This window comes from Achromobacter arsenitoxydans SY8, assembly GCF_000236785.1.
GTDB classification, from domain to species: Bacteria; Pseudomonadota; Gammaproteobacteria; order Burkholderiales; family Burkholderiaceae_B; genus Achromobacter; species Achromobacter arsenitoxydans.
On the sequence record NZ_AGUF01000053.1, the window covers coordinates 1 to 25,656 of the forward strand.

A 25,656-nucleotide genomic window follows, 5' to 3' on the forward strand; every position below is an offset into this window, starting at 1 on the left:
CGGAAAAACAGGCGTCGGCCCCGCAGTGCAGGCCAAGAATGCGGTTTTCGGGGGTGTCGAAGGCGGAAACGGCGACGATGCCGGCGGTGGTGTCCATGGCGCGCAGACCTGCGACGGCCATGCAAAGATCGGAAAGCTCGGCTTGCATCACAAGCAACGGGGTGCGGCGGGCCTGAAACAGGCGGAACAGTCCGTTGGAATCCTCGCAGCGCCGCGGCGAGAACCCCATTTCGGCCAGTTCCTCGCTGCGGCGCACACGCTGGCCGGCGTCGGGAGCGAAGACGATCAGGTCTAATAGGTCATTCATGAAATCGTTGTAAAACATCAATGCAGCTTGAGCGCTTGCATGATGCATCGGATACAGCGATTTCCCAAAACGCGCACAACGACACTTTCTTACCCGAATTCTCGGACTTGACCTATTCGGAACGCCTTTTCAGCCGAATTCTCGGACTTGACCTAGCTGAAACGCCGGGTTCGTCCTCAGGGAAGCGCGTCGGCCTCGTTCCACCAGCCGCCGCCCAGGGCCTGTAACAAGGCGGCCGTATCCGTGTAGCGCGCCGCGTCGGCCGCCGTGCGCGAGATCCGCGTCTGAAGCAGCTGGCGCTGGCTGTCCAGCAGGCTCAGGTGGCTGATGCCGCCCGCCTGGTAGCGGCCCGCCGCGATGCGGTCGGCTTCGTCGGCGCGCCGCCAGGCGTCGTCATAGGCGGCGTAGGCGTCGGCGTCCGTCTGCAAGGCGCGCAGGGCGTCGGCGACCTGCCGGAAGCCGTCCAGAACCGTCTGGCGGTAGGACGCGGCCGCGGCGTCGTACGCCGCCTCGGCGGAACGCTTGCGCGCCCGCAGTTCGCCGCCGTGAAACAGCGGCTGGACCAGGCCCAGCCCCAGGCTCCAGACGTTCACCCCGTCTGCGAGTTCGCCCGCGCCGGTGCGCTGCGAGCCGAAACTGGCGGTCAGCGTGAACTGCGGATACAGGTTGGCCGTCGCCACGCCCACATCGGCAGACGCCTTGCGCCACAGGGACTCGGCGGCCAGAATGTCCGGCCGCTGGCGCGTCAGCGCAGACGGCACGCCCGTGGGCACGTCCGGCGGCAGGGTCAGATCGGCCAGGCGCAGCGGCGGCGTTTGCAGGGCGGCGGGCGTCTCGCCCAGGTAGGTGGCCAGCTGATGCGTCACCTGGGCCAGCTGGAATTCCAGCGGCGGCACGGTGGCGCGGGTCTGCGCTACCAGCAGCTCCTGGTTGCGCAGGTCGGCCAGGGCGATGCCGCCCGCGTCCAGCCGCTGGCGCATGATGTCCTGCTGGCGGGTCTGCGCCGCCAGCAGTTCGCGCGTGGCCGCCAGCCGTTCGGCCAGGTCCGCCTGGCGGATCGCGGCGGTGACCACGTTGGCCGCCAGCGACATACGGGCCGCCTGGAGCTCGTGGGCCTGGTAGTCCATCTGAGCGGCCAGGCCTTCCAGCACCCGCCGATTGCCCCCGAACACGTCCAGCGTGTAGGACACGTCGATGGACGCGTTGTAAAGCGTGAAGGGCGGCGGCGGTTCGGCCACCGGCACGCCAAATGCGGACGGGTCGACCTTTTGCCGGGCCGCCGACAGATTGGCGTCCACGGACGGCAGCATGCGCCCGCCGGTCTCGGCGTCCAGGTCCTGCTGCGCCTGCCTGAGCCTGGCGCGCGCCTCTTCCAGCGTGGGGCTGGCGTCCAGCGCCCGGCGCACCAGCCGGTCCAGCTCGTCGGAACGGAACAGTCGCCACCATTGCGCGGGGATGTCCGCGCCCGCCTGGAGGCGCTGGCCGCCCGCGGGCAGCGCATCCTGCCCCTGCGGGGTGAAGGACGCCACGTCGGGCGCCGCGGGTGTTTCGAAATCGGGGCCGACCGCGCAGGCCGACAGGACGGCGCACAGCGCCAGAGTCGCCACGGGGCGGGTGCATATAGGTCGGAAGGGGCGTGGCATGGCGGGTCAGTCCAGGGTGCGGCGGTAGAACTTCACGGCGGCGGTCATGACGACCACGGTGAACAGCATCAGCGGCCAGACGCTGGGCCACAGGTCCCACCAGCCGTTGCCCTTGAGGAGAATGCCGCGGATCAGCCGGTTGAAATAGGTCAGCGGCAGCAGGTTGCCCAGGTACTGCGCCCAGATCGGCATGCCCTTGAACGGGAACATGAATCCGGACAGCAGCAGGTTGGGCAGGAAATAGAACATGGTCAGCTGCATGGCCTGCAGCTGGTTCTGCGCCAGCGACGACAGCGTGATGCCCACCGTCAGGTTCGCGGCGACGAACAGCAGCGCGGCCAGGTAAACCGACAGCAGGCTGCCCATGATGGGCACATGGAACACCAGATGCGCGGCCAGCAGGATGATGGACGCCTGGATCAGGCCAATGGCGATGTAGGGCACGATCTTGCCCGTCATCACCTCGACCGGCGTCACCGGCATCGCCAGCAGGTTTTCCATGGTGCCGCGTTCGCGCTCGCGGGTCATGGCCAGCCCGGTCATCATCACCAGCGTCATGGTCAGGATCACGCCCATCAGCCCGGGCACGGTGTTGTATTGCGAAATCTGCTCTTCGTTGTAGAGCTGGTGCACGCGCACGTCGAATGGCGGCTGGCCGCCCGCCAGGCCGGCGAGCGGGCCGGTCAGATCCTTCTGCGCCACGGCCTGGGACAGCTGCGTGGCCGCGCCCAGCGCCATGCCGGTGGCCATGGGGTCGGTGGCGTCGGCCTCGATCAGCAGCGCGGGACGCTCGCCGCGCAGCAGCCGCCGCGTGAAGTCCGGCGGTATCGTCACCACGAACAGCACCCGGCCCTGGGCCAGCGCGGCGCGTCCGGCTTCCTCGTTGTCCAGTTCCTCGATGATGTGGAAGTAGTCGGACGACTTCAGCGCCGCGATGTAGCTGCGCGTGAACGGGCTGTGATCCGAGGCAATGACGGCGGTGGGCATTTGCCGGGGATCGGTGTTGATGGCGTAGCCGAACAGCGCCAGCTGCACGATAGGCAGGCCGACGATCATGCCGAAGGTGATGCGGTCGCGCCGCAGCTGCAGGAACTCTTTGAGCACCATGCTCCACCAGCGCGACAGGGAAAAGCCGGTAAGGTGCCGGATCATGAGCGGCTCGCGAAGTTGTCGGTGGACCGGTTCATCAGGTAGATGAAGACGTCCTCCAGGCTGGTGTCGATGCGTTCCAGGCGCAGGTCCTGGCCTTCGATGGCGGCGCGCAGCGTGCGTTCCAGCAGCGGCGCGTCCCGTCCGCTGACGTGCAGCGCCGACCCGAAGGCCACCGTCTGGTCCACCCCCGGCGCGGCGCGCAGCCGCTGGCCCAGCGGCACCAGGTCCTGGCCATGGATGGCCCAGGTGGTCAGGCGCTGTTCCGCGATCACCTCGTCGGCGGTGCCTTGCGTCAACAGCCTGCCGTAGGAAATGTAGGCCAGCTTGTGGCAGCGTTCGGCTTCGTCCATGTAGTGGGTGCTGACCAGCACCGAAATGCCGCGCGCGGCCAGCTCGTGCAGCTGCTCCCAGAAGTCGCGCCGCGCCGTGGGGTCGACGCCGGCGGTGGGCTCGTCCAGCAGCAGCAGGCGCGGCTGGTGCAGCAGGCACGCGGCCAGCGCCAGCCGCTGCTTCCAGCCGCCGGACAGCGATCCCGTCAACTGGCCGGCCCGGGTCTGCAGCCCCAGGTCCTCCAGCGCGCGGTCCACGGCCTCCTTGCGCTGGGGCATGCCGTACATGCGGGCCACGAAGTCCAGGTTCTCGCGGATGGTCAGGTCCTCCCAGTAGGAGAACTTCTGCGTCATGTAGCCCACGTTGCGCTTGATCTGCGCGCTGTCGCGCAGGATGTCGTAGCCCAGGCAGGTGCCGCTGCCCGAATCGGGTGTGAGCAGGCCGCACATGAGGCGGATGCAGGTGGTCTTGCCGCTGCCGTTGGGGCCCAGGAAGCCGAAAATCTCGCCTTCGCGCACCTGTAGCGATACGTCGTTGACGACGTGCTTGTCGCCGAAGTGCTTGTTCAGGCCCTGGACGTCGATGACGTTGGCGCCGCTGGAGGGCAGGGTCATTGCAGGATGACCTCCACCGGCTGGCCGGGATGCAGCCGCGCCGCCGCCTCGGGCACGGGCCGGGCCTCGACCATGTAGACCAGCTTGCTGCGGCTTTCGCGGCTGTAGATCACCGGCGGCGTGTATTCGGCCTGGTCGGACACGTAGTCGATATGCACGGGGATGGGGTCGCCGCAGCCGTCGCAGCGCACCGTGGCCTGCTGGCCCGTCTTCAGCGCGCCCACCACGGTTTCCGGCACGAAGAAGCGCAGCTTGATGTTGCCGGGCGGCAGCAGGCTGACGACCGGACTGCCCGCCGGCACCCATTCGCCCACGCGGTACATCGTGTCGAACACGCGGCCCGCGGCCGGCGCGGCCAGCCGTTTCTGGTCCAGCGTCCATTCGGCCTGCGCCAGCGCGGCGCGGGAGGCCTGCACCTGCGCCGCCTGCGCGCGCCGCTGCTCGTCGCGGCCGGGCAGGCGCGTGACTTCAAGCTGCGCCTGCAGTTCGCGCACGCGCGCGGCGTCCGATAAGGCCTGCTCGCGGCTGTCGTCCAACTGCGAACGCGAGATGCCGCCGATGCGGAACTGCGCGTTGTCGCGCTGCAGCTGGGCGGCGGACCGCCGGCTGGCGGCCTGCGCCTGAGCCAGTTGGGCGATGCTGACATCGACCTCGGGCGGACGCTTGCCCGTGGCGATGTCTTCCATCTGCGCGACGGCCGCCGCCAGTTCGGCGCCGGCCTGGTCGCGCGCCGCGGTTTCGCGCACGGCGTCCAGCGCGTACAGGGGCGTATCGGCCTCGACCTGCTGGCCCCGCCGCACGTCCAGCGACTGCAGGCGCCCGGCCTCGGACGAGGCGACGTAGACATATTCGCCCTCTACATAGCCCTGATAGAAGGCCTGGTCGTTGTTGCCGCAGCCGGCCAGAAGCAACAGGGCCAGGGCATGGGGTATCGGGCGTAAGTTGCGCATGGTCAACGTCCTGATGGCGGGGAAGGGGGCGGGGTGAACAGGCCGCCGGTCAGCATGGCGATGGCGTGGGCCGCGATCGCGTCGTTGCCGATGGATTGGGCCGCGGGGTCGTTCTGCCAGATGCGGCGCCACAGCGCCGACGTGGCCAGCGGCAGCAGCGTCAGGCCCAGGATGGACAGGAACACCAGTCGCGGCTCGACGCCCGGCGTGATGGCGCCGCGGCGCTGGCATTCGGCGATCAGGCCGGCGAAGGCCTGCAGCCGGTCCGAAGGCAGGTGGCGCAGCACGCGCTCGCGCAGCTGGCCGCCTTCGTTGACCACTTCGTGCATCCACAGCGAAGGCAGCCAGGGTTGTTCGGTTGCGCTCTGCACCACGCGGGTAACGATTTCGGTGATGAAGCCGCGCGCGACGGCGGCGGGATCCGGATGGGCAGCGGGGTCGGATCCGGCGTCCAGCGGCACCGGCGCCCACACAAAGCCGATGACCGGCACGATCCGCTCCAGCACGACCGCGTCGATCAGCTGGTCGCGGCTTTTGAAGTAGTAATGCAGCATGGCCGGCGTGACGCCGGCGCGCTGGGCGATGTTGGCGATGGTGGTGGCGGCCACGCCCTGGGCGGCGAACAGGCGGGTGGCCAGGTCCAGCAGCTGGGCGCGGGCCTTGGCATTGTCGGGGCGGGGCGGACGCCCGGGGCGACGGGGAGAAGGAGGCGGTACAGGGCACATGCCGCAGATTCTAATTAAATGATTAATTAATTAAAAGAGGCGCGACCATGAGGGTTACAACTTGGGCGCGCAGGCATCAATGGTGTAATGGGCCGGATCCCACAACGCCGCCCGGGCTTTGCCCGCCAGGTCCGGGCCGCTCTCCGAAGGAGACCGAAAGTCATGCCGCAATCGTCTTCAATCAACCGCCGTATCGTGCTGGCCGCCCGTCCCCATGGCGAACCCGCGGACAGCGATTTCCGCCTGGAAACGGGCGACGTGCCGCAACCCGGCCCGGGCCAGGTGCTGCTGCGCACGGTCTATCTGTCGCTTGATCCCTATATGCGCGGCCGCATGAGCGACGCGCCTTCGTACGCCGAACCGGTGCAGATCGGCCAGCCCATGGTGGGCGGCACGGTGACGCGGGTCGTCGCGTCCAACCATCCGCAGTACCAGCCGGGCGAGTGGGTGCTGGCCCAGACCGGCTGGCAGGACTATGCGGTGTCCGATGGCTCGGGCCTGCTGCGTCTGGGTCCCAACCCCGAACATCCGTCCTATTCGCTGGGCGTGCTGGGCATGCCCGGTTTCACCGGCTATATGGGGCTGCTGGACATCGGCCAGCCCAAGGCGGGCGAAACGGTGGTGGTGGCGGCGGCCAGCGGCGCGGTGGGCGCGGTGGTCGGCCAGATCGCCAAGATCCACGGATGCCGGGTGGTCGGCATCGCGGGCGGGCCGGACAAGTGCCGCTACGTGGTCGACGAGCTGGGCTTCGACGAATGCCTGGACCACAAGACGCCGGACCTGCCGGGCCGGCTGGCGCGCGCCGTGCCGCAAGGCATTGACGTCTATTTCGAGAACGTGGGAGGCGCCGTGTTCGACGCCGTGCTGCCCCTCCTGAATCCGCGCGCGCGGGTGCCGGTGTGCGGCCTGATCTCCGCCTATAACGCCACCAGCCAGCCCGAGGGCCCGGATCGCCTGGCGCTGCTGATGCGCACCATCCTGACCAAGCGGCTCAAGATGCAGGGCTTCATCATCTTTAACGAGTACGCGCATCGCTACGGCGAATTCCGCGAGGCGATGCAGGACCTGATCAAGCAAGGCCGCATTAAGTATCGTGAAGACGTGGTCGACGGCCTGGAAAACGCCCCGCGCGGGTTGATCGGGCTGCTCAAGGGCGAAAATGCCGGCAAACGCATCGTGCGCGTCGGCCCTGACGAATGGAGCGCTACATGAACATCCTAATCGTGCTGACTTCCCACGACACCCTGGGCGACACGGGCCGCAAGACGGGCTTTTGGCTTGAGGAGTTCGCGGCGCCGTATTACGCGTTCGTGGACGCCGGCGCCAAGGTGACGCTGGCTTCGCCGAAAGGCGGGCAGCCGCCGCTGGATCCCAAGAGCGACGATCCCGACGCGCAGACGGACGACACGCGGCGTTTCCGCAAGGACGCCGATGCGCAGCGCCTGCTGGCGTCCACGCGCCGCCTGGCGGACGTTCAACCCGCCGATTACGATGCCGTGTTCTATCCCGGCGGCCATGGGCCGCTGTGGGACCTGGCCGAAGACGCGAAATCCGTGGCGCTCATCGAAACCATGCTGGCGGCGGGCAAGCCGGTGTCGGCCGTGTGCCACGCGCCCGGCGTGCTGCGCCACGCCAAGACCGCCGACGGCAAGCCCCTGGTGCAGGGCAGGCAGGTCACCGGCTTTTCCAATGCGGAAGAAGCCGCCGTGCAGTTGACGGATGTGGTGCCTTTCCTGGTCGAGGACGAACTCGCAAAACTGGGCGGACGCTACAGCAAGGGACCGGACTGGCAATCGCATGTGGTCGCCGACGGATTGTTGATCACGGGCCAGAATCCGGCCTCGTCCGTTGGCGTGGCAGAAGCGCTGCTGGAGCGGCTGAAGAGCTGAAAATGCCCTGAAACTGAAGCGGGGCGGGAGGGGGCGCTCGCAGACCAAGAAGCCGCGCGGGCTGCGCCGGCGTCCGTTGGGGCCTCCCGATGTGTCAGAATCGCGGCTTTCCGAATTAAGCGCGCCGCCTGGCCGTTGCGGCGCGAATGGTCTCCGATGCCTCCCGACTTACCCGATTTATCCGAAGGATCCTATGAGGCGGCGCTGTATGCCGCCATGCAGGCGCGCGACCCCGCCACGGGCCGCCACTGCAACCGCGTCGTCGCGCTGAGCGTTGCGCTGGCCCGGGCCTGCGACGTGCCGGAAAGCGACCTGCCGATTGTCGCCGTGGCCGCAAGGCTGCACGATGTGGGCAAGATCGGCACGCCCGATCGCGTGCTGCATTCGCCCGGCCGGCTGAACAAGGAAGATTGGGAAATCATGAAGGCGCACGCGGAGGTCGGCGCAGGCATCATCATGCAGACCGCCATGCCGCAGCGCGAGCGGATCGCGCTGGCGGTGCGCCATCACCACGAGCATTTCGACGGTTCCGGCTACCCGCAGGGAATGGCCGGGCACGCCATTCCATTGCATGCGCGCATTATCTCGCTGGCCGATTCGTACGACGCGCTGGGAGACGCGCGGCCCTACCACCCGGCCCGCACGCACGTGCAGATCATGAGCATCCTGCAGCAGGAATCGGGCTCCAAGTGCGATCCCGACCTGTTGCGCGTCTTTGAAGGGATGATCCGGGACAGCGCGCTGCGCGTGCCGTAGCGGATATTGCGGTTAAGGGCGTCCCGCGGCGGCCGCACTGCGGCGGACCCGCTTCACGGTCTACTTCTGCAAACGGTAATGCGCGGCGACCACGGCCAGGTCCTGCAGCGTGCGCTGCTGCCAGGCGGCGTCGTGCCCCAGTTCCTCGGCCAGGATGCGCGCCACTTCGGGAGCGGCCAGCATCGCGGCCTCGCTGTCCAGGAACAGCGCGCGGTTGCGGCGCGCCAGCACGTCCTCGGCGCTGCGCGCCAGTTCGAAACGCGCCGCGTAGCGCACATGCGCTTCCGACAGGCCGCTGGCCTTGACCAGCATGCGCCCGGCGCCGGGCAGGGCCTGGAGCGCCGCCAGGTCGCTGCCGTAGTAGCTGTCCGGCGTGCCGGCATGCTCCTGCGACGGCGCCAGGCCGCCGGCTCCGTGCAGCGGCAGCGATTCGGTGCGGCAGGTGGCCTGAGTCAGCAACTGGTGCTGGATCGCGGTGTCCACCACGTCCTGCGCCATGCGGCGGTAGGTCGTCCATTTGCCGCCCGTCACGGTAACGAGACCGGCTTTGGACACCAGGATCGTGTGTTCGCGCGACAGTTTCTTGGTGGAGTCTTCGCCGGTGGCCTTGACCAGGGGGCGCAGGCCCGCCCAGACGCTGGTGACGTCGTCGCGGGTGGGCTTGCGGCTGAGATAGCGCGCCGCCGTGCTCAGGATGAAGTCCACGTCCTGCGCGCCGGCCTCGGGATCCAGCGGCAGGTCCTGGCGCGGCGTGTCGGTCGTGCCCACGATGGTGTGGCCGTTCCAGGGCACCACGAACAGCACGCGGCCGTCGTCGGTCTTGGGAATCAGGACGGCGCGCTTGCCCGGCAGGAAATCCTGCGGCAGGGTCAGGTGCACGCCCTGGCTCGGGGCCACCATCGTCTGCGCGTTCTTGTCTTCCATGCGGCGCACCGCGTCGACCCAGACGCCGGTGGCATTGATGACGCAGCGCGCCCGCAGGGTAAAGGCGGCGCCGCCGATCACGTCCTGGGCGGTCACGCCGTCCACCTTGCCGGCTGTCGTGGTCAGGCCGGTGGCGCGCACATAGTTCACCGCGGTGCCGCCCAGGTCGAACAGCGTGCGCATCAGGCTGACGGCCAGGCGCGCATCGTCGAACTGGCCGTCGTAGTACAGCACGCCGCCCTTCAGGCCGCGCCCGCTCACGTTTTCAGCCAGGGTGGGCGCGTTGGCCAGCGTTTCGCGGCGCGACAGCCAGCGGCTGGGCGCCAGGTTCAGCTTGCCCGCCAGCATGTCGTACATCTTCAGGCCGATGCCGTAGAAGGGCTGGTCGAACATGTTGTAGGCCGGCACCACGAAGCCCAGCGGCCACACCAGGTGCGGCGCGTTACGGTTGAGCAGGCCGCGTTCGTGCAGGGCTTCGCGCACCAGGCTGACGTTGCCCTGCGCCAGGTAGCGCACGCCGCCGTGGACCAGCTTGGTGGCCTTGCTGGACGTGCCCTTGGCAAAGTCCGCGCCTTCGATCAGCAGTGTCCGGTAGCCGCGGGACGCGGCGTCGACGGCCGTGCCCAGGCCGGTCGCGCCGCCGCCGATGACGATGACGTCCCAGGAATGCGTGTTGTCCAGCGTATTCAGAAGGCGGTTGCGGTCGGGCGGGGTGACGGAGGCTAGCGGTTGGTTCATGTTCTTGGTGGCGGCGGGGGCCGCAAGGTAAATGCGTCGGTGTTCGTGCCGGGGGCGCCGGATGGGTCCGGCGCGCAGGTCAGGCTGCGGGTTTCGGGGCGTTAGGTATGTTCGGGGCGGCGGCGACGTCGCAGCGCACGCCGGCGTCCAGCAGCACTTGCGCCAGCGGCTCCTGCGGATGGGCGTCGGTGAAGAACCGGTCGATCTGCGAGATATGCGCCAGCTCCACCATGGCCTGGCGCTTGAACTTGCTGCTGTCGGCCGCCAGCCAGACCTCGCGCGACTGCTCGATGATGGTCCGCGCAACGCGCACCTCGCGGAAGTCGTAATCGCGCAGGGTGCCGTCGGCTTCGATGCCGGAGATTCCGATCAGGCCGATATCCACCTTGAACTGGCGGATGAAATCCATGGTGGCCTCGCCGACGATGCCGCGGTCGCGCGAGCGCACCACGCCGCCCGCCACGATGACCTCGCAGTCGGGGTTGTCCGACAGGATGTCGGCCACATGCAGGTTGTTCGTGATGACGCGCAGTCCGCGGTGGCGCAGCAGCGCGCGCGCAATGGCCTCGGTGGTGGTGCCGATGTTCAGGATCAGCGAACAGCCGTCGGGGACGGCGCGCGCGACCGCTTCGGCGATGCGCTGCTTGCCGGCCGCGTGCAGCCCCTGGCGCTTGCGGTAGGCGATGTTCTCGATGGTGGAGGCTTCGATGCGCACCCCGCCGTGGAAGCGCGACAGCAGGCCGGCTTCAGAAAGGATGTTGACGTCCCGCCGCACGGTCTGCAGCGTGACGTCGAAGCGTTTGGCGAGTTCTTCGATCGAGGCCGAGCCCTGGGCCCGCACCATTTCGATCAGCGCGCTCTGTCGTGGATTCAGTGTCATGTTCGCATGATAAAACAACAAAAGCGAAAAATAATGACGCACCGCAAGATTGTTTTTTGTTCGCTTCTTCAGTAAAACGCACAAAAAACGAAAGTCATCTGAAAGAGTATGCTCATGCTGTCGCTCCGCGCATCGCGCAGGGCGGGGCGCTGTACCGAATACCGAAGTCCGTAGAAAAAACAGGGACGTATAAGTAGGTAGAGGAGACCAGATGCAGCTGACCTTGGACAGGATAGGTTTGCGGGCAGGTTCGCAAACGCACCTGTATCCCATGAGCCTGGCCCCGGTTCCGGGCGCCATGACGGTTCTGCTGGGGGCGACCCTGGCCGGCAAGACCTCGCTGATGCGCATCATGGCCGGACTGGACAGGCCCACCGACGGCCGCGTGCTGGTCGATGGGGCCGACGTCACCGGGGTGCCCGTGCGCCAGCGCAACGTGGCGATGGTGTACCAGCAGTTCATCAACTATCCGTCCATGACGGTCTACGACAACATCGCATCGCCGCTCAAGCTGCGCGGCGCGTCCGCGTCCGAAACGCGCGAAAAGACGCGGGCGATGGCCGCGCGGCTGCACATCGACCACCTGCTGGAGCGCTACCCGTCGGAACTTTCCGGGGGGCAGCAGCAGCGCGTGGCGCTGGCCCGGGCCCTGGTCAAGGAGGCGCCGCTGATCCTGCTGGACGAGCCGCTGGTCAACCTGGACTACAAGCTGCGCGAGGAACTGCGCGACGAACTGTCGGAATTGTTCGCGGAAGGGCGCTCCACGGTGGTCTACGCCACCACCGAACCGGGAGAGGCCCTGTTGCTGGGCGGCCACACCGCGGTGCTGGACGCGGGCGAGCTGCTGCAATACGGCCCCACGGCCGACGTGTTCCACCGGCCCAATTCGATCCGCGTGGCGCGGGCATTCAGCGATCCGCCCATGAACCTGTTCGCGGCGCGGCGCCACAACGGCGGCTTCGTGCTGCAGGGCGACGTGGCGGTGGCGCGGGCGCTGCCGCCGGGCGCGGACGCCGACATCACCGCCGGCCTGCGGGCGGGCGCCCTGGACGTGGAACCGCGGCCCGGCCACATTGGCCTGCCCGGGCTGGTCAAGCTGGCCGAAATCTCCGGATCCGACACCTACGTGCACGCGCAGACCGCCGCGGGCGACGTGGTGGCGCAGTTGCCCGGCGTGCACCGCTACAAGCTGGACCAGCGCGTGGAGCTGTACTTCGATCCGGCGCAGACCTACGCCTTCGGCGCGGACGGCGCGCTGCTGGCCGCGCCGCGCCAGCCGGCGGGCGCGGGGGAGGCGGCCTGATGGCGCAGATCGAGCTGGACCTGTCCCATTCCTACGTAGCCGACCCCAAGTCGGACGACGACTACGCGCTGCTGCCGCTCAAGTTCACGTTCCGCGACGGCGGGGCCTACGCCCTGCTGGGCCCCTCGGGCTGCGGCAAGACCACGCTGCTGAACTGCGTGTCGGGCCTGCTGCGTCCGTCGCACGGCCGCATTCTGTTCGACGGCCAGGACGTCACCGGCAAGACCCCGCAGGCGCGCAACATCGCCCAGGTGTTCCAGTTCCCGGTGGTGTACGACACCATGACGGTGGCCGAGAACCTGGCCTTTCCGCTACGCAACCGCGGCGTGCCGCCCGACCGCATCCGCGAGCGCGTGGGGCGCATCGCGGAAATGCTGGAAATGTCGAACGTGCTGGACCGCCGCGCCAGCGGCCTCACGGCCGACGCCAAGCAGAAGATCTCGCTGGGGCGCGGGCTGGTGCGCAGCGACGTATCGGCCATCCTGTTCGACGAACCGCTCACGGTGATCGACCCCCAGCTCAAGTGGGAATTGCGGCGCAAGCTCAAGGAAATCCATCACGAGTTCAAGCTCACGCTGATCTACGTGACGCACGACCAGACCGAGGCGCTGACCTTCGCCGACCAGGTGATGGTGATGGCGCGCGGCCGCGCCGTGCAGGTGGGCACCGCGGACGACCTGTTCGAGCGGCCCGCGCATACCTTCGTGGGCCATTTCATCGGGTCGCCCGGCATGAACTTCCTGCCCGCGCAGTGGCGCGACGGAGCGCTGATGCTGGGGCAGCGCCGCATCGAGGGCCTGCCGCAGGAGCTGGCCGCCAGGCTGGACGGCGCCGGACCCGTCAAGCTGGGCGTACGCCCCGAGTACCTGCGCGTGACGGACCCGGGCGCCCCGGGCGCCGTGCCCATGCGCGTGGACCGCGTGCAGGACGTGGGCACCTACACGCTGCTGGTGGCCGACTTCGAGGGCACGCCGGTGCGCGCGCGGCTGGGCGGCAACGTCGAGCCGGCCGGCATCGGCGGCACGGTGTGGCTGTCCGTGCTGAATCCGCACACGTGCTTCTACCGCGACGAGGATCTGATCCGATGAAACCCACCGACCACCGGGCCTGGTTCCTGGTCATGCCAGTCGTGCTGTGCGTGGCGTTCTCGGCCATCCTGCCGCTGATGACCATCGTCAACTACTCGGTGCAGGACATCATCTCGCCCGACCGCCGCGTGTTCGTCGGCACCGAATGGTTCGCCGCCGTGCTGCAGGACGAAGAACTGCACGGCGCGCTTTTTCGCCAGATCGGATTCTCGTTCGCGGTGCTGCTCATCCAGATCCCGCTGGGCATCCTGCTGGCGCTGTCCATGCCCGCCAGCGGCTGGCGCGCGTCGGCCGTGCTGGTCATCATCGCGCTGTCGCTGCTGATTCCCTGGAACGTCGTTGGCACCATCTGGCAGGTGTTCGGGCGCACCGACATCGGTCTGCTGGGCGCCACGCTGTCCTGGCTGGGGGTGGATTACAACTACACCGGCAACGATTTCGACGCCTGGGTCACCGTACTGATCATGGACGTGTGGCACTGGACGCCGCTGGTCGCGCTGCTGTGCTATGCCGGCCTGCGCGCGATTCCGGACGCCTACTACCAGGCCGCCCGCATCGACGGCGCGTCGCGCCTTGCGGTGTTCCGGTACATCCAGCTGCCCAAGATGCGAGGGGTGCTGATGATCGCGGTGCTGCTGCGCTTCATGGACAGCTTCATGATCTATACCGAGCCCTTCGTGCTGACCGGCGGCGGACCCGGCAACGCCACCACGTTCCTGTCGCAGTACCTGACGCAGAAGGCGGTGGGGCAGTTCGACCTGGGGCCGGCAGCCGCGTTCTCGATCATTTACTTCCTGATCATCCTGCTCCTGTGCTTCATCCTCTACAACTGGATGCAGCGCGCGGGCACCACGGGCGGCTTCGACGAGGAGCGTGCAAATGCGTGAGAAAACCGCCTGGTGGCGCGGCGCCTTCCTGACCCTGTACCTCGTGTTCGCCATCCTGCCGCTGTACTGGATGCTGAACATGTCGTTCAAGTCGAACACGGAAATCGTCAGCACGCTGACGCTGTGGCCGCGCGACTTCACTTTCGAGCACTACCGCACCATCTTCACGGACCCGGCCTGGTATTCCGGCTACATCAACTCGCTGATCTACGTCGTCATCAACACGGTGGTCTCGCTGGCGGTGGCGCTGCCCGCCGCCTACGCGTTCTCGCGCTACCGGTTCATTGGCGACAAGCACGTGTTCTTCTGGCTGCTGACCAACCGCATGACCCCGCCGGCCGTGTTCCTGCTGCCGTTTTTCCAGCTCTACAGCTCGTTCGGGCTGATGGACACCCACCTGGCGGTTGCGCTGGCGCACCTGGTGTTCAACGTGCCGCTGGCGGTGTGGATCCTGGAAGGCTTCATGTCGGGCGTGCCGCGCGAGATCGACGAGACCGCCTACGTCGACGGCTACTCGTTCCCGCGCTTCTTCCTGACCATCTTCCTGCCGCTGATCAAGTCGGGGGTGGGCGTGGCGGCCTTCTTCTGCTTCATGTTCAGCTGGGTCGAACTGCTGCTGGCGCGCACGCTGACGTCCGTCAACGCCAAGCCCATCGTCGCCACCATGACGCGCACCGTGTCGGCCTCGGGCATGGATTGGGGCGTGCTGGCCGCGGCGGGGGTGCTGACCATCGTGCCGGGCGGCATCGTGATCTGGTTTGTGCGCCACTACATCGCGAAGGGCTTCGCGATGGGACGCGTCTAGGAGAAGCCGCCATGTTCAGCTGGATGGTATGGACTACGCCGGTCGCCGTGTTCTTCAGCTGCATCATCCTGATGCTGATCGGCATGACGATATGGGAGCTGAAGTCGCCCACGCAGGAAAGAAAGGGCTTTTTGCCCTTGCCGACCACGCGCGGCGACCGGCTGTTCATCGGCCTGATGGCTGCGGCCTGGGTCAACCTGGCGTTCGTGGGCTTTGGGCAGAAGGCGGCCGAATGGCTTGCGCTGGATCAGCCGCCGTCGGTGTGGATCAGCTTTGTGCTGTCCATGCTGCTGCTGGCGTTCATCATGAGAAAAGGCTGAAGCGGGGCGCAGACCCCTGTTGGTTACAGGCAGTCAGGAAGGGCTATGGGCCAGCGTCTTCCCCGGCCAGCGGTCCGCAGCACGATAAGGGGAAGACTTATCGAGGAGACAGGTCATGAAATTGCGCATGCACGCCATGGCGGCCGCTATCGCCCTGATCGGAACGTCAGGGGCTTGGGCCGGCGAGCCGGAAGCGAAGAAGTGGGTCGATTCGGAGTTCCAGCCTTCGACGCTGTCCAAGGACCAGCAGATGGCCGAAATGAAATGGTTCATCGACGCCGCGGCCAAGCTGAAGGCCAAGGGCGTCAACGAAGTCAGCGTGGTGTCCGAGACCATCACCACGCACGAATACGAGTCCAAGGTGCTGGCCAAGGCCTTCACCGAAATCACCGGCATCAAGGTCAACCACGACCTGATCCAGGAAGGCGACGTCGTCGAAAAGCTGCAGACGTCGATGCAATCCGGCAAATCCATCTACGACGGCTGGATCTCCGATTCCGACCTGATCGGCACGCACTACCGCTACGGGGCCATCCTGCCGCTGTCCGACTACATGAGCGGCGCCGGCAAGGAGTGGACCAATCCCGGCCTGGACCTGAAGGATTTCATCGGCACCAAGTTCACCACGGCGCCGGACGGCAAACTCTACCAGCTGCCCGACCAGCAGTTCGCCAACGTCTACTGGTTCCGCGCGGACTGGTTCGCGCGCCAGGACCTGAAGGACAAGTTCAAGGCCAAGTACGGCTATGACCTGGGCGTGCCCACCAACTGGTCGGCCTACGAAGACATCGCCGCATTCTTCTCCAACGACGTCAAGGAGATCGACGGCAAGCGGGTCTACGGCCACATGGACTACGGCAAGAAGGATCCGTCGCTGGGCTGGCGCTTCACCGACGCGTGGCTGTCCATGGCCGGCGCGGCCGACAAGGGACTGCCCAACGGCATGCCTGTGGACGAATGGGGCATCCGGGTCGCCGACGACAAGTGCACGCCGGTCGGCGCTTCGGTGGCCCGCGGCGGGGCTACCAACAGCCCGGCCGCCGTCTACGCGCTGACCAAGTACGTGGACTGGATGAAGAAGTACTCCCCGCAGCAGGCCATGGGCATGACCTTCTCGGAAGCGGGCCCGGTGCCGGCGCAAGGCCAGATCGCCCAGCAGATCTTCTGGTACACGGCGTTTACGGCCGACATGACCAAGAAGGGCCTGCCTGTCGTGAACGACGATGGCACGCCCAAGTGGCGCATGGCCCCGTCGCCCTACGGTCCGTACTGGAAGGACGGCATGCAGAACGGCTACCAGGACGTGGGATCGTGGACCTTCTTCAAGTCCACCAATCCGGACAAGATGGCCGTCGCCTGGCTGTACGCGCAGTTCGTCACGTCCAAGTCCGTGTCGCTCAAGAAGTCCATCACCGGCCTTACGTTCATCCGCGACAGCGACATCAACAGTGAATTCTTCACCAAGAACGCGGCGAACTACGGCGGCCTGATCGAGTTCTACCGCAGCCCGGCGCGCGTGGCGTGGACGCCGACCGGCACCAACGTGCCGGACTACCCGAAGCTGGCGCAGCTGTGGTGGAAGAACGTGGCCACCGCCGTCACCGGCGAGAAGACCCCGCAGGCCGCCATGGACAGCCTGGCCAATGAAATGGACCAGGTCATGGCGCGGCTGGAGCGGGCCGGCATGGCGCAGTGCGCGCCCAAGCTCAATCCCAGGAGCGATCCCAGCAAGTGGCTGTCGGACCAGCATGCGCCGTGGAAGAAGCTGGCCAACGAAAAGCCCAAGGGCGAGACCATTCCCTATGAAAAGCTGCTGTCGGCTTGGAAGGAGGGGAAGGTGCGGTAAGCGTCCTTAGCAGGGCGACGAACGCCACAGGGCCTCCCGTGGCGTTTTTTTGGAGGCGGCGCAGCGGCGCGGGGAGCGCGCCGCGCGTGTCACAATCACGGCGTTCTTGCTCCCCGTCGCTTCCACGCCTGCATGCCCTTCGCCGCCAAGCTCCTGCAATCCCTGCTTCCCGCCGCGCTGGCGCTGTCCGCCAGCCTCACGCACGCCGCCGGCTTCCAGCGCCTGAACCTGCCAATGGACCAGAACGGGCCGGGCCTGCAGGGCGCCGTCTGGACGCCCTGCGCCGAGCCAGCGAAAGAGATCAAGATGGGCCGGGCCGCCATCGCGGGCGTGCAGGGCTGCAAGCTGCCCGATGGGCGCTATCCCCTCATCGTGATCTCGCACGGGGCGGGCGGCTCCTATCTGAGCCATCACGACACCGCCGCGGCGCTGGCCGACGCGGGCTTCGTGGTCGCGGCGATCAACCACGTGGGCGACAACGCGCAGGACCGTTCGCGGCAGGGCTATCTGTCGATCTTCTCGACCCGGCCCCGGGAGATGCGGCGCCTGATCGACTACATGACCGGCGCATGGCCCGGCAAGGCGCAGCTCGATGCGGACAAAATAGGCTTCTTCGGATTCTCGCGCGGAGGCTATACCGGTCTGGTGCTGGCCGGCGCGAAGCCGGATTTCCAGGCGGGGCTGGCGATCTGCCAGGCGCAGGCGGCACTGCCGATGTGCCGCGACATCGCCGCCGGCAAGGTGGCAACGCAGCCGTATCCGCAGGATGCGCGCATCAAGGCGGCGGTGATCGCCGATCCGCTCAATGCGTTTCCGGGCGACGCGCTGAAGGCCGTGGCGATTCCGGTGCAGTTCTGGGCGTCGGAGCGGGGCGGCGACGGCGTCGATCCCGCCAGCGTGCAGGCCGTGCGCGCGGGGCTGGGGACGGCGCCCGAGTTCCAGCTGGTAAGCGGCGCGGGCCATTTTGCGTTCCTGGCGCCGTGCTCGGCCGAACAGGCCGAAGCGCTGCCGGAGATCTGCCGCGACGAGCCGGGGTTTGACCGGCCGGGCTTGCACCGCGAACTGAACGCCCGCGCGGCCGCATTCTTCAAGGCCCGGCTGCAATAGGCGGGACCGTGCGGCCCCGCCCGCGCGCTAGTGGATGGTGCGCGCCGCCCTGCGGGCGTGCTTGATTTCGTACATGCGCGCATCGGCCAGCCGGACGGCCGCCTCGGCGTCCAGCCCGGCCGGGTCCAGCGCCAGCACGCCGGTGCTGGCGCCTTCGTAGGCGATAGTTGTTTCTCCCAGCGGATATCGGCCCATCGTGGCCGCCAGGACGCGTTCTTCCATGGCGCGCGCGCCTTCCTCGGCGTCCGCCTGCAGCGTCGCACCGCCCCGATCGGAACGCTTGCGGGCAAGCGCGGGCCCCGGGCCGACCAGCACGAACTCGTCGCCGCCCAGGCGCCCCAGCATGTCGGACGAACGCATCACCGCGGAGATCCGCCGCGACACTTCCTGCAGGAAGGCATCGCCGGCCTGGTGGCCGTACGTGTCGTTGATGCTCTTGAATCCATCCAGGTCGATGACGCCGACCAGCACGCAGGCTTCTTCGCGCACGGCGCGCGCCAGCAGGCGGTCCAGCGCCTCGTAGAGCGCGCGGCGGTTGGGCAGGCCGGTAAGCGGGTCCGTCAGGGCGTACGACATGAGCTGGACGTTGGCCGCGTGCAGCTCTTCCATCAGCCGCTCGCGTTGCAGAAAGCTGGCGATCACGCTGGAGAACAGTTTCAGCACCGATTCCGCCTGCGGGTCGATCTGGCGCCGGGTGGCGCTGGCGGCGCACAGCGTGCCGAACAGGACGCCGTCGTCGGAGCGTACCGGCGCACTGACGTAGGTCTGGATGCCCAGCTGCCGGGCCGCGTCGGAATCCGCCCAGCAGGATGAGACATCGCTGGTGCACATGCGGCCTTCGTCCAGCGCGCGCTTACACAGGGTGTCGTCCCAGGGCACGGACAGCCCCTCGGGGATCTGCATGTCGCCGACGTTGCGCGCGTAGAGGATGTGCTGCAGGTCCGCCTTCAGGTCGATCGTCGTGAGGTAGGTCGATTCCAGTCCGGTGACGGCGCCCAGCATGTCGAGCAGCGGGCGGGTCAGTTGTTCGACCGACCTGGCTGCGGGCAGCGTCGTCGATAGTCCGGCAAGTATGGGATCCAGCACGGCTGCTCCTGGATGCATGGTTGCATGTACATCCGGCCCGTGTTCCAGGAGGGAAGGCGGGCCGGTCATGCCGCCATTATGCACGCCGGCCCGGGGCGCGCCTAGCCGAACACCAGCGAGCGGTGCGCGCAGATGCCGGCCATCACGCCCGAGGCGCTGGCCAGGGTCGCGTTGGACATCGGGGTAGACGCGTCGCCTGCGGCGTACACCCCGGCCACCGTGGTTTCCTTCAGTTCGTTCACGCGGATCACCGGTCCCAGCGGGCCGTCGTCGAACGCGCATCCCAGCTGCATCGCCAGTGGACTGGCCATGTGCGTCCTGCTGGCCACGAAGAGCGCGTGCACAGGCATCTGGCGGCCGTCCGCCAGCACGACGCCGGACAGGGCGGGCGCATCGCCCAGCAGTTGCACGATGGGCGAGCGCTCCACGCGCACGCCGCGGGCGGCGAACAGGCGCGCTTCCTCGGGTTCGGGCTCGAACTTGCCCTGGGTGAAATAGGTGGTGGGGCCCCAATCCGGCAGCATCGCGGCCTGGTGCGCGGACAGCGGATGCGCGGCCATGACGCCCAGCGGCTGGCCGGCGACTTCGTAGCCGTGGCAGTAGGGGCAGTGCAGCACGGTCTGGCCCCAGCGCTCCTGCAGGCCGGCCAAGGCCGGCAGTTCGTCGCGCATGCCTATGGCCAGGATCAGGCGCGAGCCGCGCACGCGCTGCCCGTCGGCCATGACGAGCTCGAATCCGCCGTCGCCCGGCGCCGCGCGGACCGCCTCGCCGTCCAGGAACTCCACCGTCGGGTAGCGGGCCAGTTGGGCGCGGGCCCGGGCCACGATCTCGTGCGGCGGCACGCCGTCCTGTCCCAGGAATCCGTGCGAATGCGCGGCGTAGCGGTTGCGGGGCTGCCCGGCGTCGACGAGCAGGACGCGGCGGCGCGCACGGGCAAGCTGCATGGCGGCGGACAGGCCGGCAAAGCTGCCGCCCACGATGATGACGTCGTAGTGCATGGTCGGGGACCTCCTGGAAAATTCATTCGATACTTTCGAAGTTGCATGATAGGGTTGCGAGCTGTTTTATGCAACTTCATAAGTATCGTGTGATGCGGATGGCCATCGGAATTTCGCCAGAACGCGCGCCGGGCCCGGTTGCGTCCGTCCCCGTCCCGGGACTACCCTGAAACCCTCGACATCGGCGGCCGCCTGCAAGCGCCGGCCGCCAAGGAGGCTGGCATGCAGCACGCGACTGAACTGCGCGGCCGGGTGGCCGTGGTGACGGGGGCGTCTTCGGGAATAGGACGGGCCACGGCGATCGGCCTGGCGGCGGCCGGAGCACGGGTGGTGGTCAACCACCGGACGGGCGGCGACTCCCAGGCCCGGGCGGCGGTGGTGGTCGAGGCCATCCAGCGCAACGGCGGCACGGCGGTTGCCGCGGCGGCGGACATCAGCCGCGAAGCCGAAGTCGACCATCTGTTCGAGCAGGCCGCGCAGCATTACGGGCGCGTCGACATCCTGGTCAACAACGCCGGCATTGAACACCCGTCGCCCGTGGCGGACATGACGCTGGCCGACTGGCAGCGCGTGATCGACGTGAACCTCACCGGCCATTTCCTGTGCGCCCGCGCCGCGGCCCGCGCCTTTCAGGCCCAGTCCGCCGATCCGTCGCGCGACGGCCTGGCGCGTGGCAACATCCTATTCATCAGTTCCGTGCACGAGGTGATTCCCTGGGCGTTCCAGGTGAACTACGCCGCCTCCAAGGGCGGGCTGTCGATGCTGATGAAGTCGCTTGCCCAGGAACTGGCGCCGGCGCGGATCCGGGTGAATTCCATCGCGCCCGGCGCCATCCGCACCGCCATCAACCAGCCCGCCTGGGACACCCCGGAAAGCCTGGCGAAGCTGCTGCAGCTGATTCCGTACGGCCGTATCGGCGAGCCCGAGGACGTGGCGCGGGCGGCGGTGTGGCTGGCCGGCGACGCGTCCGACTACGTGACGGGCACGACGCTGTTCGTGGACGGCGGCATGACGCTGTATCCCGAATTCCGCGGCGCGGGCTGAGGCCGGCATGTCCAAACCCCTGGAAGACTACGGGCTCATCGGCAACATGCTGTCCGCCGCGCTGGTGGCGCGCGACGGGTCGATCGACTGGCTCTGCCTGCCGCATTTCGATTCGCCCGCCTGCTTTGCGGCGCTGCTGGGCGACGAAAGCCACGGCCGCTGGCTGCTGGCGCCGCACGGCAAGGTCCGCGCGACCTCGCGGCGCTACGTGCCCGATACCGCCGTGCTGGAAACGCGTTTCGAAACCCGGACCGGCGTGGCGGTGCTGTACGACTTCATGCCGCTCAGCGACGATGACGAGCGCGTGGACGTGGTCCGCATCGTGCGCGGCGAATCCGGGCACGTGCAGATGGACATGGAACTGCTGCTGCGCTTTAACTACGGCCAGACCGTGCCCTGGGTGCGCCGCCGCGACTACGGCCTGAACGCCATCGCCGGGCCGGACGCCGTCGAACTGCACACGCCCGTCGAACTCGAAGGGCACGACATGAAAACGACGGCGCGCTTTTCGCTGCATCCGGGGCGCGTGGTGCCGTTCACCCTGTCGTATCACCGTTCGCACCGCACGCCGCGGTTCGTGCCGGATCGCGTCGAAAGCATGGACCGCACGATTTCCTGGTGGCAGGAATGGTCCAAGCGCTGCCACTGGGACGGCGCGGGCGACGGGCGCCGCGACGCGGTGCTGCGGTCCCTGATCACGCTCAAGCTGCTGACCTTCCAGCCCACCGGCGGGATCATCGCGGCGCCGACGACCTCGCTGCCCGAGCTGCTGGGCGGCAGCCGCAACTGGGACTACCGGCACTGCTGGCTGCGCGATTCGGCGCTGACGCTGTACGCCTTGCTCAACGCCGGCTACCGCGAAGAGGCCGAAGCCTGGCGCCAATGGCTGCTGCGGGCGGTGGCCGGGCATCCCGACCAGCTGCAGATCATGTACGGCATCGCGGGAGAACGCTGGCTGCCGGAACTGGAGATCCCCTGGCTGCCCGGCTACGAATCCAGCCGGCCGGTGCGCCGCGGCAACGGCGCGGCGGGGCAGAGCCAGCTGGACGTCTACGGCGAACTGATCGAGACCCTGTACGCCGCGCGCGTGGCCGACCTGGCGCCGCTGGCCGAGGCGTGGCGCCTGCAGAAGGTGCTGCTGGAGCCGCTGCAGGATCGCTGGCGCGACCTGGACCACGGCATCTGGGAGGTGCGCGGCGAACGGCGGGCCTTCACGCATTCCCGCTTGATGTGCTGGGTGGCTTTCGACCGCGCGGTCAAGGCCTGCGAACGGTTTGGCCTGCAAGGCCCGGTGGACGCGTGGCGGCGGCTGCGCGAACGGATCCGCAAGGACATCTGCGAGCGCGGCTACGACGCCGCGCGCGGCTGCTTCGTCCAGAGCTACGGATCGCCCGCGCTGGACGCCAGCCTGCTGCTGATTCCGCAGGTCGGTTTCCTGCCCGCCAGCGACCCGCGCGTGGCGGGCACCGTGCACGCCATCGAGCGCGAACTGCTGCACGGCGGATTGCTGCGCCGCTATTCCACGGAGCATACCGATGACGGCCTGGAAGGCGAGGAGGGCGTGTTCCTGGCGTGCAGCTTCTGGTTGGCGGACGCCTACGTGATGCAGGGCCGCCTGGGCGACGCCGAGCGCCTTTTCGACCGGTTGCTGTCGCTGCGCAATGACCTGGGCCTGCTGGCCGAAGAATACGACGTGGTGCAGGGCCGGCTGGTGGGCAATTTTCCCCAGGGCTTTTCCCATATCGGCCTGGTGAATACAGCCTACAACCTGAGCCGGGCGATGGGCCCGGCGCAACAGCGCGCCGAGCAGGACGCGCCGCGAGCCTAGCCCGCCGCTCCGTCCAGCCGGCCGCGGTGTATTCTCGCACTCATGCGGCGCCTCGCGGCGGGCGCCGCCCGCATAAATACAACATGACTCCAGGCCCATGGCGCCCCGCGCGCCCGGCGGCTTGCGCACAAGGAGAGACAAGCATGCTTTTGAACGACGAACAGCAAAGCGTCCAGGAAATGGCGCGCCGGTTTGCAGAGGAGCGCCTGGCGCCGAACGCCGAACGCTGGGACCGCGAACACCTGTATCCCGCGGACGCCATCGCCGAAATGGCGCAACTGGGCTTCTTCGGCATGCTTGTGCCGGAAGCCTGGGACGGCAATGACAGCGGCTATATCTCGTACGCCGTGGCGCTGGAAGAGATCGCCGCGGGTTGCGGCGCCTTGTCCACCATCATGAGCGTGCACAACTCGGTGGGCTGCATGCCCATCCTGAAGTTCGGGACCGACGCCCAGAAAGAACAGTTCCTGCGGCCGCTGGCCCGGGGCGAACACATCGGCGCGTTCGCGCTGACCGAGCCGCAAGCGGGTTCCGACGCCAGCAGCCTGCACACCCGCGCGCGGCGCGACGGCGACGACTACATCCTGAACGGCGCCAAGCAGTTCATCAGCTCGGGCCGCAACGGCCAGACCGTGATCGTGTTCGCGGTGACCGACCCCGACGCTGGCAAGCGCGGCATCTCCGCGTTCATCGTGCCCACCGATACGCCCGGGTACAAGGTGCTCAGGGTGGAAGACAAGCTGGGCCAGCATGCCTCGGACACCTGCCAGATCGCGTTTGAAGACATGCGCATTCCCGCCGCGTGGCGGCTGGGCGAAGAAGGCGAAGGCTACAAGATCGCGCTGTCCAACCTGGAGGGCGGGCGTATCGGCATCGCCTCGCAATCGGTCGGCATGGCGCGTGCGGCCTTCGAATGCGCGCGCGACTACGCCCGCGACCGCCAGGCCTTCGGCAAGCCCATCATCGAACACCAGGCCGTGTCGTTCAGGCTGGCGGACATGGCCACCCAGATCCATGCCGCCCGGCAGTTGGTGCTGCACGCCGCGGCGCTGCGCGAGGCGGGCCGCCCCGCGCTGACGGAAGCCTCCATGGCCAAGCTGTTCGCCTCCGAAATGGCCGAAAAAGTCTGCTCGGCGGCGATCCAGACGCTGGGCGGTTATGGCTACCTGAAGGATTTCCCGGTCGAGCGCATCTACCGGGACGTGCGGGTCTGCCAGATCTACGAAGGCACCAGCGACATCCAGCGGCTGGTCATCGCGCGCAACCTGTAGCCGCCTCGGCCGCAGGCTCAGGCCCGCCGCCGCGCCTGCGCCCGGCGCCGGGCCCACAGCGTGTAAACCACGATGTTGCCCGCGATCAACAGCGCGGCCAGCACCACCTGCGTCGTCCGCGTGATGCCCTCGGGATAGATCAGGCCCAGCACATAATGTTCGATGAAGCCGCCGCCATAGCCTTCCTGGCCAGCGCGTTCACGCAGCGACACCTCCAGCGGCGTCAGCGGGCAGATCCACCCCATACCGATCACCATCGCGCCCCAGGCCAGCGCCGGCAGATGCAGATAGGCAAGCCGTGGCCGCCACAGGGCCAGCAGCCCGCCAAACATCACGAATGCGACAAACAGGCCATGCACGACAAGCACCAGGTCGGCAAGGATGCGATAGGTCATCAAATATCTCTTTATGGATCTGCGCCCGCAATGCGGGCCGAGGATGCAAGTTTAGAGCGCCTGTGTGCGCAACGGCATCCCGTTTGTGCTGCGCACATAAGGCACGACGATGAACTTCAAGCGCTGGGGATTGCATCAGGCATGACGCGCCGGCGTGGGCTTTTGAGTCTTGTCGTCATTCACATAAAAATCGGACTCGTCCCATAGAAAAAAGGCGGGGACATTGGCAGGATCGCCGGTTGGAATTGTGTGCGCCCACGCGAGTGGGCGGGTTTCATAGGTGGACTGTGCGCAATGTGGCGGCATAGGCCCGCCATCACAGCGAGCACATCATGCCGGTCCAATCCGACCTACGCTTCACCTTCGACCTCATCGGCAGCGAAGCGCCGCACGACGTATTCGAGGTCATCGAATTCGAACTGCGCGAAGCGCTGTCCCAGACTTCTCTGCTTTCGATCGACCTGGCCTGCGCCAATCCCGCCGTGGACTTCGGCCAGGTGCTGGACCGCCCGGCGCGCCTGACCATCTGGCATGGCGACACCCCGGTCCGCTACGTGCACGGGGCCATCTCCGCATTTTCCCAAGAGAGCACAGGGTTCCGACGGACCCGCTACCGCGCCGTGGTCGAACCGTGCCTGGCGCGCTTGAAGCTCAGCGCGGACTGGCGCATCTTCCAGACGCTTACCGTCCCGCAGATTGCCGAGGCCGTGCTCAAGGCCCACGGCCTGACGCAGGACTACGAACAGCGCGTCACCACCGAGCACCAGGCC

Annotated in this window: 24 protein-coding genes and 1 pseudogene; 14 read left to right on the forward strand and 11 right to left on the reverse strand. The window is 67.7% G+C overall.

What is annotated here, in order from left to right; all coding sequences use genetic code 11:
• The 6 genes and pseudogenes from KYC_RS15190 to KYC_RS15215 all read right to left on the reverse strand — a co-directional run.
• Positions 1 to 355: pseudogene (locus KYC_RS15190) on the reverse strand (hypothetical protein); the annotation flags it as partial.
• A 128-nt stretch (positions 356 to 483) separates the two neighbouring features.
• The gene (locus KYC_RS15195; protein WP_050814887.1) at positions 484 to 1,950 is read right to left on the reverse strand and encodes an efflux transporter outer membrane subunit; all 1,467 of its coding nucleotides are present in this window, start codon (positions 1,948 to 1,950) and stop codon (positions 484 to 486) included.
• Between the two features lie 6 nt (positions 1,951 to 1,956).
• Positions 1,957 to 3,102 (reverse strand): ABC transporter permease, encoded by a 1,146-nt coding sequence (locus KYC_RS15200; RefSeq protein ID WP_008163799.1) that lies wholly within the window; start codon positions 3,100 to 3,102, stop codon positions 1,957 to 1,959.
• Entirely contained in the window at positions 3,099 to 4,046 is a 948-nt protein-coding gene (locus KYC_RS15205; protein ID WP_008163800.1) for an ABC transporter ATP-binding protein, read from the reverse strand. The genes KYC_RS15200 and KYC_RS15205 overlap by 4 nt, the downstream gene beginning before the upstream one ends.
• Positions 4,043 to 4,996, reverse strand: coding sequence for an HlyD family secretion protein (locus tag KYC_RS15210; protein ID WP_008163802.1), 954 nt, complete (start codon positions 4,994 to 4,996; stop codon positions 4,043 to 4,045). Before KYC_RS15210 ends, KYC_RS15205 begins: the two co-directional genes overlap by 4 nt.
• Before the next feature lie 2 nt (positions 4,997 to 4,998).
• A complete protein-coding gene (locus KYC_RS15215) occupies positions 4,999 to 5,721 on the reverse strand; it encodes a TetR/AcrR family transcriptional regulator (protein WP_008163804.1) in 723 nt (240 codons plus the stop codon).
• A gap of 162 nt (positions 5,722 to 5,883) precedes the next feature.
• On the opposite strand from KYC_RS15215, the gene KYC_RS15220 reads away from it, so the two are divergent.
• From KYC_RS15220 to KYC_RS15230, 3 genes are all read left to right on the forward strand, one after another.
• Entirely contained in the window at positions 5,884 to 6,933 is a 1,050-nt protein-coding gene (locus KYC_RS15220) for an NADP-dependent oxidoreductase (protein WP_008163805.1), read from the forward strand.
• Positions 6,930 to 7,610 carry a type 1 glutamine amidotransferase domain-containing protein gene (locus tag KYC_RS15225; RefSeq protein ID WP_008163807.1) on the forward strand — a complete coding sequence of 227 codons (681 nt, stop codon included), beginning with the start codon at positions 6,930 to 6,932 and terminating at the stop codon, positions 7,608 to 7,610. Before KYC_RS15220 ends, KYC_RS15225 begins: the two co-directional genes overlap by 4 nt.
• Before the next feature lie 156 nt (positions 7,611 to 7,766).
• On the forward strand, positions 7,767 to 8,366 hold the full coding sequence (locus tag KYC_RS15230; RefSeq protein ID WP_008163809.1) for an HD-GYP domain-containing protein: 600 nt from the start codon (positions 7,767 to 7,769) through the stop codon (positions 8,364 to 8,366).
• 60 nt (positions 8,367 to 8,426) lie between these two features.
• Here KYC_RS15230 and KYC_RS15235 read toward each other — a convergent pair whose 3' ends face one another.
• Together KYC_RS15235 and KYC_RS15240 are read right to left on the reverse strand one after the other, a co-directional pair.
• A complete protein-coding gene (locus KYC_RS15235) occupies positions 8,427 to 10,028 on the reverse strand; it encodes a glycerol-3-phosphate dehydrogenase/oxidase (protein WP_008163811.1) in 1,602 nt (533 codons plus the stop codon).
• Positions 10,029 to 10,107: 79 nt separating this feature from the next.
• A complete protein-coding gene (locus tag KYC_RS15240; protein ID WP_043518586.1) occupies positions 10,108 to 10,908 on the reverse strand; it encodes a DeoR/GlpR family DNA-binding transcription regulator in 801 nt (266 codons plus the stop codon).
• A 211-nt stretch (positions 10,909 to 11,119) separates the two neighbouring features.
• Between KYC_RS15240 and KYC_RS15245 the strand changes: the two genes are divergently transcribed.
• From KYC_RS15245 to KYC_RS15275, 7 genes are all read left to right on the forward strand, one after another.
• Positions 11,120 to 12,211, forward strand: a complete 1,092-nt coding sequence (locus KYC_RS15245) for an ABC transporter ATP-binding protein (RefSeq protein WP_008163815.1) — start codon at positions 11,120 to 11,122, stop codon at positions 12,209 to 12,211.
• The gene (locus KYC_RS15250; protein WP_008163817.1) at positions 12,211 to 13,299 is read left to right on the forward strand and encodes an ABC transporter ATP-binding protein; all 1,089 of its coding nucleotides are present in this window, start codon (positions 12,211 to 12,213) and stop codon (positions 13,297 to 13,299) included. The genes KYC_RS15245 and KYC_RS15250 overlap by 1 nt, the downstream gene beginning before the upstream one ends.
• Positions 13,296 to 14,186: a carbohydrate ABC transporter permease gene (locus KYC_RS15255; protein WP_008163819.1), complete on the forward strand. Its 891-nt coding sequence runs from the start codon at positions 13,296 to 13,298 to the stop codon at positions 14,184 to 14,186. Before KYC_RS15250 ends, KYC_RS15255 begins: the two co-directional genes overlap by 4 nt.
• Positions 14,179 to 14,991, forward strand: coding sequence for a carbohydrate ABC transporter permease (locus KYC_RS15260; protein ID WP_008163820.1), 813 nt, complete (start codon positions 14,179 to 14,181; stop codon positions 14,989 to 14,991). Before KYC_RS15255 ends, KYC_RS15260 begins: the two co-directional genes overlap by 8 nt.
• Positions 14,992 to 15,002: 11 nt before the next feature.
• Positions 15,003 to 15,311, forward strand: a complete 309-nt coding sequence (locus tag KYC_RS15265; protein ID WP_008163821.1) for a DUF2160 domain-containing protein — start codon at positions 15,003 to 15,005, stop codon at positions 15,309 to 15,311.
• 115 nt (positions 15,312 to 15,426) lie between these two features.
• On the forward strand, positions 15,427 to 17,157 hold the full coding sequence (locus tag KYC_RS15270; RefSeq protein ID WP_008163824.1) for an ABC transporter substrate-binding protein: 1,731 nt from the start codon (positions 15,427 to 15,429) through the stop codon (positions 17,155 to 17,157).
• 132 nt (positions 17,158 to 17,289) lie between these two features.
• Positions 17,290 to 18,264, forward strand: a complete 975-nt coding sequence (locus KYC_RS15275; RefSeq protein WP_008163826.1) for an alpha/beta hydrolase family protein — start codon at positions 17,290 to 17,292, stop codon at positions 18,262 to 18,264.
• 27 nt (positions 18,265 to 18,291) lie between these two features.
• Here KYC_RS15275 and KYC_RS15280 read toward each other — a convergent pair whose 3' ends face one another.
• A complete protein-coding gene (locus KYC_RS15280) occupies positions 18,292 to 19,347 on the reverse strand; it encodes a sensor domain-containing diguanylate cyclase (RefSeq protein WP_238531939.1) in 1,056 nt (351 codons plus the stop codon).
• A gap of 104 nt (positions 19,348 to 19,451) precedes the next feature.
• Entirely contained in the window at positions 19,452 to 20,348 is an 897-nt protein-coding gene (locus tag KYC_RS15285; RefSeq protein ID WP_008163831.1) for an NAD(P)/FAD-dependent oxidoreductase, read from the reverse strand.
• 222 nt (positions 20,349 to 20,570) lie between these two features.
• On the opposite strand from KYC_RS15285, the gene KYC_RS15290 reads away from it, so the two are divergent.
• The 3 genes from KYC_RS15290 to KYC_RS15300 all read left to right on the forward strand — a co-directional run bounded on the left by KYC_RS15290 (position 20,571) and on the right by KYC_RS15300 (position 24,491).
• Positions 20,571 to 21,392: a glucose 1-dehydrogenase gene (locus KYC_RS15290; RefSeq protein ID WP_043518591.1), complete on the forward strand. Its 822-nt coding sequence runs from the start codon at positions 20,571 to 20,573 to the stop codon at positions 21,390 to 21,392.
• Between the two features lie 7 nt (positions 21,393 to 21,399).
• Entirely contained in the window at positions 21,400 to 23,220 is a 1,821-nt protein-coding gene (locus KYC_RS15295; RefSeq protein WP_008163836.1) for a glycoside hydrolase family 15 protein, read from the forward strand.
• A gap of 143 nt (positions 23,221 to 23,363) precedes the next feature.
• The gene (locus tag KYC_RS15300; protein WP_008163839.1) at positions 23,364 to 24,491 is read left to right on the forward strand and encodes an acyl-CoA dehydrogenase family protein; all 1,128 of its coding nucleotides are present in this window, start codon (positions 23,364 to 23,366) and stop codon (positions 24,489 to 24,491) included.
• A gap of 17 nt (positions 24,492 to 24,508) precedes the next feature.
• Here KYC_RS15300 and KYC_RS15305 read toward each other — a convergent pair whose 3' ends face one another.
• Complete coding sequence (locus KYC_RS15305) at positions 24,509 to 24,886, reverse strand: DUF2784 domain-containing protein (RefSeq protein ID WP_008163841.1); 378 nt, start codon at positions 24,884 to 24,886, stop codon at positions 24,509 to 24,511.
• 332 nt (positions 24,887 to 25,218) lie between these two features.
• Between KYC_RS15305 and KYC_RS15310 the strand changes: the two genes are divergently transcribed.
• Positions 25,219 to 25,656: contractile injection system protein, VgrG/Pvc8 family (locus tag KYC_RS15310; RefSeq protein WP_008163843.1), on the forward strand; the 438-nt coding region annotated here is incomplete at its 3' end.